Origin of the sequence: Klebsiella sp. HMSC16A12 (assembly GCF_001808265.1) — a bacterium.
GTDB lineage: Bacteria > Pseudomonadota > Gammaproteobacteria > Enterobacterales > Enterobacteriaceae > Klebsiella > Klebsiella pneumoniae.
The window spans coordinates 16997-29868 of record NZ_KV792625.1 but is presented as its reverse complement, the minus strand read 5'-3'; the positions used below and the strand labels follow the sequence as shown (position 1 = coordinate 29868).

Below are 12872 nucleotides of genomic sequence, written 5' to 3'. Positions count from 1 at the left end.
AATGGCGGTTCATTTAATATGCGCAACGTATCACGGACTGATGGACATAAAAGGCTGCACGCTGTGCAGCGCAAGTTTGTTAATGATGAGGTTCGTGAATGCCCCGCAGTTTATGGTTCAAGGTTTTTGTTGTGTTGGCCGCCCTCTGGGCGCCGTTTAGTCAGGCCGACACCGGATGGCAGCCGATTCAGGAGACGATCCGCAAAAGCGAAAAAGATACGCGTCAGTATCAGGCGATCCGCCTTGATAACGACATGGTCGTGCTGCTGGTTTCCGATCCGCAGGCGGTGAAATCGCTGTCGGCGCTGGTGGTGCCGGTGGGATCCCTGCAGGATCCGGCAGATCATCAGGGGCTGGCGCATTTTCTGGAACATATGACGCTGATGGGGTCGCAAAAATATCCCCAGCCTGACAGCCTTGCAGAGTTTCTTAAGCTGCACGGCGGCAGCCATAACGCCAGTACCGCGCCCTACCGCACCGCGTTTTATCTTGAAGTGGAAAATGATGCGCTGGACGGGGCCGTAGATCGCCTGGCCGACGCCATCGCCGCGCCGCTGCTGGATAAAAAATATGCCGACCGCGAACGTAACGCGGTCAACGCCGAGCTGACGATGGCTCGGACGCGAGACGGGATGCGCATGGCCCAGGTCAGCGCGGAGACCATCAACCCGGCTCACCCGGCGGCCCACTTCTCGGGTGGCAACCTCGAGACGCTCAGCGATAAGCCCGGCAGCCCGGTGCTTGATGCGCTGCACACCTTCCGCGATAGCTGGTACTCCGCCAATCTGATGAAAGCGGTGATCTACAGCAACAAGCCGTTGCCGGCGCTGGCGCGCATGGCTGCGGACACCTTTGGCCGCGTGCCGAATCGTCAGATCAGCAGGCCGGAAATTACCGTCCCGGTGGTCACGGATGCGCAAAAAGGCATCATTATTCACTATGTGCCGGCGATGCCGCGTAAAGTGCTGCGCGTCGAGTTTCGCATCGACAACAACAGCGATCGCTTCCGCAGCAAAACCGATGAGCTGGTCACCTATCTTATCGGCAACCGCAGCCCGGGCACGCTCTCTGACTGGTTGCAAAAACAGGGTCTGGCGGAAGGTATCCGCGCCGATTCCGATCCGGTGGTAAACGGCAACAGCGGCGTACTGGCGATCTCAGCCACCCTCACCGACAAAGGCCTGGCGCACCGCGATGAAGTGACGGCGGCCATTTTCAGCTACCTCGACCTCCTGCGTACTCAGGGCATCGACAAACGCTATTTCGACGAACTGGCGCATGTGCTGGCGCTCGATTTCCGCTATCCGTCGATCAACCGCGACATGGACTACGTGGAATGGCTGGCGGACACCATGATCCGGGTGCCGGTCGAGCATGCGCTGGACGTGGTGAATATTGCCGACCAGTACGACCCGCAGGCGATCAAAGACCGGCTGGCGATGATGACCCCGCAGAACGCCCGTATCTGGTATATCAGCCCCCAGGAGCCGCATAACAAGACGGCCTACTTTGTCGATGCGCCGTATCAGGTGGATAAGATTAGCGAGCAGACGTTCGCTGACTGGCAGCACAAATCGCAGGCCATCCAGCTGCGGCTGCCGGCGCTCAACCCCTATATTCCGGATGACTTCACCCTTATCAAAAGCGATAAAGCCTGGCCGCATCCGCAGCTGATCCTGGATGAACCGACGCTGCGGGTGGTGTATGCCCCGAGCCAGTATTTTGCCAGCGAGCCGAAGGCGGACATCTCCCTGGTGCTGCGTAACCCTCAGGCGATGGACAGCGCTCGCCGGCAGGTGATGTTTGCCCTCAACGATTATCTCGCCGGCATCGCCCTCGACCAGCTCAGTAACCAGGCGGCGGTCGGCGGCATTTCGTTCTCTACCGGCGCTAATAACGGATTAATGGTCAATGCCAACGGCTATACCCAGCATCTTCCGGCGCTGTTCAGCGATCTGTTGCAGGGATACTTCAGCTATACGCCGACCGAGGAGCAGCTGGAGCAGGCCAAATCCTGGTATGCGCAGATGATGGATTCCGCCGAGAAAGGCAAAGCCTACGATCAGGCGATTATGCCGATCCAGATGGTCTCGCAGGTGCCGTACTTCCAGCGCGAAGTGCGCCGGGCGCTGCTGCCCTCCATTACCCTTAAAGAGGTGCTCAACTACCGCGCCAACCTGAAAACCAGGGGGCGTCCTGAACTGATGGTGATAGGCAATATGACCGCCGATGCCGCCACGACGCTGGCCCGCCAGATCCAGCAGCAGCTGGGCGCTGACGGCAACGAATGGTGCCGCAATAAAGACGTGGTGGTGAATCGGCAGCAGCTGGCGATCTTCAATAAAGCGGGCAACAGCACCGACTCCGCGCTGGCCGCGGTGTTTGCGCCGCCCAACGTGGATGAGTTCAGCAGCACCGCCGCCAGCACCCTGCTGGGGCAGATCATTCAGCCGTGGTTCTACAACCAGCTGCGTACTGAAGAGCAGCTCGGCTACGCGGTCTTTGCCTTCCCGATGAACGTGGGGCGCCAGTGGGGCATGGGCTTCCTGCTGCAGAGTAGCGATAAGCAGCCGGCCTTCCTCTGGCAGCGGTTCCAGGCCTTCTTCCCCACCGCGGAGGCGAAGCTGCGGGCGATGAAGCCGGAAGAGTTTGCTCAGCTCCAGCAGGCGGTGATAAGCCAGATGCTGCAGGCGCCGCAGACGCTGGGCGATGAAGCCTCGAAACTGAGCAAAGATTTCGATCGCGGTAATATGCGTTTTGATTCACGTGATAAAGTAGTGGCTCAGATTAAACTGCTGACGCCGCAAAAACTTGCCGACTTCTTCCATCAGACGGTGGTGGATCCGCAGGGCATGACGATCTTGTCCCAGATTTCCGGTAGCCAGAATGGCAAAGCGGACTATGCCCAGCCGAAAGGCGGCAAAGTGTGGGAAAACGTCAGCGCATTGCAGCAATCCTTACCCCTGATGCGAGAGAATGAATGACCGACACCGCTGAGTCTTTGGATCCCCTGCGCTTGCCCCTGATCGGCGAGCGCCTGATAGAAGCCTCTGCGGGCACCGGAAAAACCTTTACCATCGCCGCGCTGTATCTGCGGCTGCTGTTGGGGCTGGGCGGTGAGGCCGCCTATCCCCGCGCCATCAGCGTTGAAGAACTGCTGGTGGTGACCTTTACCGAGGCGGCGACCGAAGAGCTGCGCGGCCGTATCCGCAGCAACATCCACGAACTGCGCATCGCCTGCCTGCGCGGCGAATCCGACAATCCGCTCTACAGCGCGTTGTTGGCGGAGATCGCCGATAAAGACGACGCCGCGAAGACGCTGCTGCTGGCTGAACGGCAGATGGACGAGGCGGCGGTATTCACCATCCACGGCTTTTGCCAACGGATGCTGAGCCTTAACGCCTTCGAGTCGGGCATGCTGTTCGAGCAACAGCTGATCGAGGATGAATCCCGCCTGCGCTATCAGGCCTGCGCCGATTTCTGGCGCCGCCACTGCTATCCCCTGACCCGCGATATCGCGGCGGTGATCCACGACGTCTGGAAAGGGCCGCGCGATCTGCTGAAGTCCCTTGACCGCTGGCTGCAGGGCGAAGCGCCGCAGCTTAAGTCGCCGCCAGCCCCTAACGAGACGCTGGCCGAACGCCATCAGCAGATCATCGCCCGCATTGACTCGCTCAAGCAGCAGTGGCGCGAGCAGGTGGGCGAGATCGAAGGCGTGCTGGAAAATTCCGGCCTTGACCGGCGGAAGTTTAATCGCGGCAACCAGGGCAAGTGGATGGAGAAAGTGAACGCCTGGGCGCAGGAAGAGACGTTAAGCTACCAACTGCCCGACGCGCTGGAGAAATTTGCCCAGTCGTTTCTGCTCGAGCGCACCAAAGCCGGTGGCGAACCGCCGGTGCATCCCCTGTTTAGCGCCGTAGAGTCGTTGCTGGCCTCCTCGCTGACGCTCACCGATCTGGTGCTGGCGAGAGCGATGGTCGAGATCCGCGATGCGGTCGCCCGCGAAAAGCGCCGCCGCGGCGAGCTGGGGTTTGACGATATGCTCAGCCGGCTTGACGAGGCGCTGCGCGGCGACAGCGGCGAGACGCTGGCCAGCGCCATTCGCCAGCGTTTTCCGGTGGCGATGATCGATGAATTTCAGGACACCGACCCTCAGCAGTACCGGATTTTTCGCCGCATCTGGCGCCGGCAGCCGGAGACGGCTCTGCTGCTGATCGGCGATCCGAAGCAGGCCATCTACGCCTTTCGCGGCGCCGATATCTTTACCTATATGAAAGCGCGCGGCGACGTTGCCGCGCACTACACCCTCGATACCAACTGGCGCTCCTCGCCGGGCATGGTGGGCAGCGTCAATCGGCTGTTCAGCCTCAGCGATAACCCCTTCATGTTCCACGAGATCCCGTTCCTGCCGGTGAAGGCGGCGGCGAAGAACAAGGGGTTGCGCTTTACCGTTGACGCGGCGGACGTACCGGCGATGAACGTCTGGCTGATGCCCGGCGACACCGTCGGGTCTGGCGATTATCAGACCTTTATGGCGCAGCTCTGCGCCACGCAGATCCGCGACTGGCTGAGCGCCGGTCAGCAGGGGCGCGCGCTGCTGTGGCGCGGGGAAACCTCGCGCCCGGTACAGGCTTCGGATATTACCGTGCTGGTGCGCAACCGGCTGGAGGCAGCGCAGGTACGTGAAGCGCTGCAGACGCTGGGTATTCCCTCGGTCTACCTCTCCAACCGCGACAGCGTTTTTGAGACGCTGGAGGCCCAGGAGCTGCTCTGGCTGCTGCAGGCGGTGCTGGCCCCGGAGCGGGAAAATACCCTGCGCAGCGCGCTGGCGACGTCGATGTTTGGCCTGACCGCGCTGGATATTGAAAACCTGAACCAGGACGAGCAGGCGTGGGACGCGCTGGTGGAAGAGTTCAGCGAATACCGCCAGATTTGGCGGCAGCGCGGGGTGATGCCGATGCTGCGGGCGTTGATGACAGCCCGGCATATCGCCGAGAACCTGCTGGCGACCCGCGGCGGCGAGCGGCGTTTAACCGACATTCTGCACATCAGCGAACTGCTGCAGGAGGCGGCCAGCCAGCTGGAAAGCGAGCATGCCCTGGTGCGCTGGCTGGCGCAGCATATCGCCGAGCCGGACAGCAACGCCGCCAGCCAGCAGATGCGTCTCGAAAGCGATAAGCACCTGGTGCAAATTGTCACCATTCACAAGTCAAAAGGGCTGGAATACCCCTTGGTCTGGCTGCCGTTTATCGCCCGGTTTCGTAAACAGGACCAGGCGTTTTACCACGATCGCGAGACGTTCGCGGCGGTGCTGGATCTGGGCCAGGATGAGGCCAGCCTCGAGCTGGCGGAGGCGGAACGACTGGCGGAAGATCTGCGCCTGCTGTACGTCGCCCTGACCCGCGCGGTCTGGCACTGCAGCCTCGGCGTGGCGCCGCTCAGCAGCCGGAAATCCGGCAACAGCGATTTCCACCTCAGCGCGCTGGGACGGCTGCTGCAGGCGGGCGAAGCCATGGACGCCGCCGGGCTGGCTGCGCGGCTGGCGGACTTCTGTCATGGCGATATTGCATTACAGATTCCGGGCGAACTGGATCTCACCCCGTGGCAGGCGCCCGCGGCGACCATCCCGCGATTGTCGGCGCGCGAGCTGCAGCGCCGCATCGCCGACGACTGGCGGGTGACCAGTTACTCCGGACTGCAGCAGCATGGTTTCAGCGGCGGGCAGGATTTGCTGCCGCGTCTGGATGTTGATGCCGCCGGCGTCGGCGAAGTCGTGGAAGAGCCGCAGCTGACTCCGCACCAGTTCCCGCGCGGCGCCGCGCCGGGGACCTTCCTGCACAGCCTGTTTGAGGAGCTGGACTTCACCCAGCCGGTGCCGGAAGGGTGGATGGCGGAGAAGCTGCAGCTGAGCGGGTTTGACGCGCAGTGGGCGCCGGTGCTGACCGACTGGCTGGGGGGCGTGCTGAAGACCCGCCTGCCGGGGCCGGATATCGCGCTCAATCAGCTTGCGGCGCGGGATAAACAGGTGGAGATGGCATTTTACCTGCCCATCGCCCAGCTGCTGACGGCGGAGCGCCTTGACGCGCTTATCCGCCAGTACGATCCCCTCTCTGCCGACACGCCGCCGCTGGATTTCCGCCAGGTGCGCGGCATGCTGAAGGGCTTTATCGATCTGGTCTTCCGTCACGAAGGCCGTTATTACCTGCTGGATTACAAATCCAACTGGCTGGGGGAAGATCGCGAGGCCTACACCCGGCCGGCGATGGAGCAGGCGATGCGTGCCCACCGCTACGATCTACAGTATCAGCTGTATAGCCTGGCGCTGCACCGCTATCTGCGCCACCGGCTGGCCGATTATGACTATGACCGCCACTTCGGCGGCGTGATTTATCTTTTCCTGCGCGGCATGGACGGGCAGGAGGGGGGGCAGGGGATCTTCACCACCCGGCCGGTGCGACCGCTGATTGACGGTCTGGATCAGCTTTTTGCCGGAGAAACTCAGGAGGAGGCCTCATGACTTTCGAACAACTACTGCTGGCGGCGGTGGAGCAGCGTCTGCTGCGGCCGCTGGACGTCCAGTTTGCCCTGATGGTGGCGCAAAACGACCCCCCGGCGGTCAAGCTGGCGGCGGCCTTGCTGAGCCGGGATGCCGGCGAGGGGCACGTCTGTCTGCCGCTCTCGCGGTTGAGCGGCGACGAGGCGCTGAGCGGTAAAGCGGGGGAGATCCGCGATCGGCTGCTGGCCGAAGCCGGCGCGCCGGAGGACTGGCCCGGGCTACTGCTCGCTTCGTCGGCGGTGAGCTGCGGCGATGCTCCGGCGCCGATGATTTTGTGCGGCGACCGGCTCTATCTGAATCGGATGTGGCGCAACGAGCTGACCGTCGCCCGCTTCTTCAATGAAGCCAACCGGGTGCTGGAGATGGATGAGGCCCGGCTGGCGTCAACCCTGAATGCCCTGTTCCCTGCCACCGGCGAAACCGACTGGCAAAAAGTGGCCGCGGCGGTGGCGCTGACCCGCCGCATCTCAGTGATCTCCGGCGGTCCCGGGACCGGGAAGACCACCACCGTGGCGAAGCTTCTGGCGGCGCTGATCCAGATCGAAGACAGCCCGCGCTGTCGTATTCGCCTGGCGGCGCCAACCGGGAAAGCGGCGGCGCGTCTGACCGAATCGCTGGGCGCGGCGCTGAGAAAATTGCCGCTGACCGACGCGCAGAAAGCGTTGATTCCCACCGAGGCCAGCACGCTGCATCGTCTGCTGGGCGCCCAGCCAGGCAGCCAGCGGATGCGCTATCACGCCGGCAACCCGCTGCATCTGGACGTGCTGGTGGTGGATGAAGCCTCGATGATCGACCTGCCGATGATGTCGCGGCTTATCGACGCGCTGCCGGCCCACGGGCGGGTGATTTTCCTCGGCGATCGCGACCAGCTGGCCTCCGTAGAAGCGGGGGCGGTGCTGGGGGATATCTGCGCCTGGGCGAGTTCGGGCTATACCGCCGCGCGGGCGCAGGAGCTGACCCGGCTGACCGGTTCGCCGGTGCCGGCGGGCGAGGGGGCTATCGCGGGCGCGCTGAGAGACAGTTTGTGCCTGCTGCAAAAGAGCTATCGCTTCGGTAGTCACTCCGGCATCGGGAGCCTGGCGCGGGCGGTGAACGCTGGCGCGCGCGCGGAGGTGAAGGCCACGCTGCGCCAGCCGTTTGACGATATCGCGCTTCATCCCCTCAGCACGACCGAAGAGTACGAAGCCATGCTCGGCGCGGCTCAGCAGGGTTATGAGCGCTACCTGCAGCTGCGCCGCGAGCGGGCCGAACCGCAGGCCATGCTGGCCGCTTTCAGCGAATTCCAGCTGCTGTGCGCGCTGCGCGAGGGGCCGTACGGCGTGAGCGGCGTCAATGAGCGGCTGGAGCAGCGGCTCAACCGCCAGCGGGCGATCGCCCTGCCGCGCCACTCTCGCTGGTATGACGGCCGACCGATCATGATATCGCGCAACGACAGCGCGCTGGGGCTGTTTAACGGCGATATCGGCATCGCCCTGGAGCGCAACGGCGAGCTGCGGGTGTGGTTCCTGATGCCCGACGGCGCCATCAAGTCGGTGCAGCCGAGCCGTCTGCCGGAGCATGATACCGCCTGGGCGATGACCGTGCATAAATCGCAGGGCTCGGAGTTCGAACACGCGGCGCTGATCCTGCCGGCGCGCAGCGTCCCGCTGGTGACCCGCGAACTGGTCTACACGGCGATCACCCGCGCGAAACGGCGGTTGTCGCTCTATGCCGACGAGCAGGTGCTCTCCCAGGCCATTGTGACGCGCACCGAACGGCGCAGCGGCCTGGCGGAGATTTTCGCCGGGCGCGAAACCCCCTGAGACGCCGGGTCCGGGCGATGGAAAATGCTGCAGCCGTCGCCCGGGCTGGCGGAAAAATCAGTAACTAAAGAACAGAGGGATAAGCCAGAGCGCCGAGATCGAGTTCATCGCGAAAAAGCGGACTGCTGCGCCGCCGGCCAGCGGTGGGGTGGAACAGCGGGCACAAAAAATCACCAGCGAGGAGATGAGAAGATTCATGCCGGACGTCAGGGCCAGCAGAAATAATATCGCGATGGCGGCGCCGAGCGCGGCATAGCCATGCTGATGATGGCGCTGGTTATCCCAGAGGAGCAGTATCATCAGCAACCACGGATAGAGGGCGACCGCGGTGGTGATGAGATTAATATGTCTGACCAGCCAGTTCGGTTTGGGTTCCATTCTTTAAGCGATCCTTACAGGGCGGGTGGCGGCCGCGGCGCCAGTCGACGTCCTGTCGACAGCCAATAGCATATCGGTGAGCCAGCGAGAAAGAAATGGCCTGCGCGGAAACCAGGAATTTCGCCCGCGTGCGTACGCCAGGCTGGCGGGAAGAGGGGCGGGAGACCGGCCGGGGATAAAGCGATAAGCGTCGCGCTATCCCGGGCCGTTAGATAGAGAGGAGAAGGGCTTAAGCGAGGTCGGCCATCAGCACCTTCGACCGGCGCTGATAGTTATACATCTGCTTTTTACTCTCCGGCAGCAGGTCGATATCCACCGGCGTGAAGCCGCGCTCCTGGAACCAGTGGATGCTGCGGGTGGTTAACACGAACAGTTTGCTCAGTCCCATCTGCCTGGCCTGAGCGGCAATACGCTCCAGCAGCACCTCTCCCCGCGACGAGCTCCGGTAATCCGGATGCACCGCCACGCAGGCCATTTCGCCGATCTTCTCTTCCGGGAAAGGATAGAGGGCGGCGCAGGCGATGGTGGTGTTATCGCGCTGAATAATGGTGAATTTGTCGATCTCCATCTCCAGCTGTTCGCGGGAACGGCGTACCAGAATGCCCTGCTGCTCGAGCGGGCTTATCAGCTCAAGAATACCGCCGATATCATTGATGGTCGCCCGACGGATCTGCTCCGCGCTCTCCATGACGATCTGGGTGCCGATGCCGTCGCGTGAAAACAGCTCCTGCAGCAGCGCGCCATTTTCCTGATAGCTGATCAGGTGGCAGCGCCGTACGCCGCTGCGGCAGGCCTTCACCGCCCCGCGCAGGAAGCGCACGGTGCCGGAGTTATAGTCTTCGTCTGCTTCCAGCTCTTCGACGCGGGCTTGCGCCTCATTAGGGAACAGTTCGGAGACAATTTCCCCGGCCTGGTTGTAAACCCCTTGCGACGAACAGAAGCCGATCATTTTCTCCGCCTTCAGCTTGATGGCCAGCTGGGTAGCGATCTCTTCCGAAGTCAGGTTAAAGCTCTCGCCGGTGACCGACACCGCGACCGGCCCCATCAGGACAATGGCGCCGCTGTCGAGCTGACGATGAATCGCCTCTTCGTCAATGCGGCGAATGCGTCCGCTGTGGCAATAATCGACGCCGTCATCGACGCCCAGCGGCTGGGCAATGATAAAGTTGCCGCTGACAACGTTGATATGGGCCCCCTGCAGCGGGGTGTTGTTGAGGCTCATCGACAGACGGGCGGTGATCTCCAGCTGCAGCATCCCCGCCGCCTGCTTAACCAGCTCCAGCGTTTTGGCGTCAGTCACTCGCGTCTGCTTGTGATAGACCGGCTCGTGATGGTGCTCGGCGAGGTTAGCGTCAATCTGCGGGCGGGCGCCATAGACCACCACCAGGCGAATGCCCAGGCTATGCAATAATCCTATGTCGTTGACAATATTTGAGAAATTTTCATGCTCAATGGCTTCGCCGCCCAGCATGATGACAAACGTTTTTCCCCGATGGGCATTAATATAGGGAACAGAATGGCGGAATCCTTCTACCAGTTCAGTGCGACGTTCCTTCACCATGACAAACCCTCAATGCATGATTATTCGTAATTATTGTATTTTTATTCTGTTTTGCCGTTAAACGCAAGCCCCAATTTGAGGCTAAGCCGCGAAAAACATGTGACCCGGCGCAGGGTGTCAATGAATGTTTACCCTTTTATAGATGACAGGTTATATGCCTTTCGTTAAAGTTTCTGGTCAATCTGTTTGTTTTGGGTATAAATGCGTTTTTATTGCTTGGGAGTGGCATGTCGGGAAACAACTCTGGATTAAGCCGTCGCCGTTTATTGCAGGGGGCGGGCGCCATGTGGTTAATGAGCGTGAGCCCTGTTGGGCTGGCCGCCGCCGCGCGGGTGGTCGCTGTTCGCGTCTGGCCAGCATCGACCTACACCCGCGTCACGGTGGAATCGAATCATGTGCTGAAATACCGGCAGTTTGCCCTCAGTAATCCGGAACGGGTAGTGGTCGATCTGGAGGGGGTTAACCTGAACTCGGTACTGAAGGGCATGGGGGGGCAGATCCGCGCTGACGATCCCTTTATTAAGTCCGCCCGGGTGGGCCAGTTTGATCCGCAAACCGTGCGCATGGTCTTCGAACTCAAGCAGAACGTTAAGCCGCAGCTGTTTGCCCTCGCGCCGGTGGCCGGCTTTAAAGAGCGTCTGGTGATGGATCTCTACCCCGCCAACGCTACCGATGTTCAGGATCCGCTGCTGGCGCTGCTCGAGGATTACAACAAAGGCGATCTGGAGCGGCAGGTGCCGCCGGCGCAAAGCGGGCCGCAGCCGGGCAAAGCCGGGCGCGACCGGCCGATTGTCATCATGCTCGATCCCGGGCACGGCGGCGAAGACTCCGGTGCCGTGGGGAAGTATCGCACCCGCGAGAAAGATGTGGTACTACAGATCGCCCGTCGCCTGCGGGCGCTGATCGACAAAGAAGGCAATATGAAGGCCTATATGACCCGCAACGAAGACGTGTTCATCCCGTTGAAAGTGCGTGTCGCCAAGGCGCAGAAGCAGCGCGCCGACCTGTTCGTGTCGATTCACGCCGATGCCTTTACCAGCCGCCAGCCCAGCGGCTCTTCGGTGTTTGCCCTCTCCACCAAGGGGGCCACCAGTACCGCGGCAAAATATCTCGCCCAGACGCAGAACGCCTCGGATCTGATCGGTGGGGTCAGCAAGAGCGGCGACCGCTATGTCGACCACACCATGTTCGATATGGTGCAGTCTCTCACCATCGCTGACAGCCTCAAATTTGGCAAGGCGGTGCTGGAGAAAATGGGCAATATCAATAACCTGCACAAGAACCGGGTAGAACAGGCGGGCTTTGCGGTGCTGAAGGCGCCTGACATCCCCTCCATTCTGGTGGAGACGGCGTTTATCAGTAACGTGGAAGAAGAGCGAAAGCTGAAAACGGCCAAATTCCAGCAGGAGGTGGCCGAGTCGATCCTCGCCGGGATTAAAGCCTACTTTGCCGATGGCGCGACGCTGGCCCGCCGCGGATAACCACACAGGAAAGGGACATGGCCTTACTGAAAAGCGCCCATGGCGGTAACACCCGCGAGGCCGCCGCCCTGCTGGGCATTGCGCCCGGCGAGCTGCTGGATTTTAGCGCCAACATTAATCCGCTGGGGATGCCCGCCTCGCTCAGGCAGGCGATCGTTGACAACCCAGGCTGCGCCGAACGCTACCCTGACGTCGAGTATCAACAGCTGCATCAGGCGCTGGCTGCCCACCATCAGTTGCCGGCGGCGCATATCCTCGCCGGCAACGGCGAAACTGAATCGATCTTCACCCTCGTCCACGGCCTTAAGCCGCGGCGGGCGATGATCGTCATTCCCGGTTTCGCGGAGTACCGGCGGGCGCTGCAGACGGTGGACTGCGAGGTGGTGGAGTATGCCCTGCGGGAGCGCGATGGCTGGCAGCTGACCGACGCGATCCTCGATGCCCTGACTCCGGCGCTGGACTGCCTGTTTCTCTGCACCCCGAACAACCCCACCGGCCTGCTGCCGGAGCGGGGCCTGCTGGAAGCCATTGCGCAGCGCTGCCGGGCGCTGAACATCAGCCTGATCCTCGATGAGGCCTTCCTCGACTTTATCCCCGACCAGCCGGGGTTTATTCCTCTGCTGGCGCAGCATCCGCACGTCTGGGTTTTGCGATCGCTGACCAAATTTTATGCCATTCCGGGGCTGCGTCTCGGCTACCTGCTGAACGCTGATGCCCAGGCGGTGGCCCGACTGCGCGCGCGACAAATGCCGTGGTCCATCAATGCCTATGCCGCCCTGGCCGGGGAAATTATTCTCCAGGATCGGGCGTATCAGCGGGCCACCTGGCAGTGGCTGCAGGAGGAGGGAGCGCGTTTCTATGCGCAGCTGCAGGAGATGGCCGGGCTGACCGTGTGGCCCGGGCGTGCTAACTACCTGTTCTTGCGCTGCGACAGAGCCGATTTTGACCTGCAATATGCCCTGCTGCGCCAGCATGTGCTGATCCGCAGCTGCGCCAACTACCCGGGGCTGGATAGCCGCTATTTCCGCGTGGCGATCCGCAGCGCCGAGGAAAACGACCAGCTGCTGGCGGCGTTGCGCCGGGTGCTGGCCTGA

7 protein-coding genes are annotated in these 12872 nt (G+C 62.0%); 5 read left to right on the top strand and 2 right to left on the bottom strand.

Annotated elements, in window-relative coordinates:
• The first annotated feature begins 98 nt into the window (after positions 1 to 98).
• From ptrA to recD, 3 genes are read left to right on the top strand one after another with little or no spacing between them, the layout of a single operon-like run.
• Complete coding sequence (gene ptrA, locus HMPREF3140_RS17090; RefSeq protein WP_002915886.1) at positions 99 to 2984, top strand: pitrilysin; 2886 nt, start codon at positions 99 to 101, stop codon at positions 2982 to 2984.
• Positions 2981 to 6517: an exodeoxyribonuclease V subunit beta gene (recB, locus tag HMPREF3140_RS17085; protein ID WP_015875135.1), complete on the top strand. Its 3537-nt coding sequence runs from the start codon at positions 2981 to 2983 to the stop codon at positions 6515 to 6517. Before ptrA ends, recB begins: the two co-directional genes overlap by 4 nt.
• Positions 6514 to 8358 carry an exodeoxyribonuclease V subunit alpha gene (gene recD / locus HMPREF3140_RS17080; protein ID WP_023313602.1) on the top strand — a complete coding sequence of 615 codons (1845 nt, stop codon included), beginning with the start codon at positions 6514 to 6516 and terminating at the stop codon, positions 8356 to 8358. Before recB ends, recD begins: the two co-directional genes overlap by 4 nt.
• Positions 8359 to 8415: 57 nt before the next feature.
• Here the strand turns inward: recD and HMPREF3140_RS17075 are convergent, their stop codons facing one another.
• Both HMPREF3140_RS17075 and argA read right to left on the bottom strand, forming a co-directional pair.
• Positions 8416 to 8736, bottom strand: a complete 321-nt coding sequence (locus HMPREF3140_RS17075) for a hypothetical protein (protein WP_004185486.1) — start codon at positions 8734 to 8736, stop codon at positions 8416 to 8418.
• 229 nt (positions 8737 to 8965) lie between these two features.
• The gene (gene argA, locus HMPREF3140_RS17070) at positions 8966 to 10297 is read right to left on the bottom strand and encodes an amino-acid N-acetyltransferase (protein ID WP_004149616.1); all 1332 of its coding nucleotides are present in this window, start codon (positions 10295 to 10297) and stop codon (positions 8966 to 8968) included.
• A gap of 227 nt (positions 10298 to 10524) precedes the next feature.
• Here argA and amiC point away from each other — a divergent pair, with 227 nt between their 5' ends.
• Both amiC and cobD read left to right on the top strand, forming a co-directional pair.
• Positions 10525 to 11778, top strand: a complete 1254-nt coding sequence (gene amiC, locus HMPREF3140_RS17065) for an N-acetylmuramoyl-L-alanine amidase AmiC (RefSeq protein WP_004174538.1) — start codon at positions 10525 to 10527, stop codon at positions 11776 to 11778.
• 17 nt (positions 11779 to 11795) lie between these two features.
• On the top strand, positions 11796 to 12872 hold the full coding sequence (gene cobD, locus HMPREF3140_RS17060; RefSeq protein WP_016946084.1) for a threonine-phosphate decarboxylase CobD: 1077 nt from the start codon (positions 11796 to 11798) through the stop codon (positions 12870 to 12872).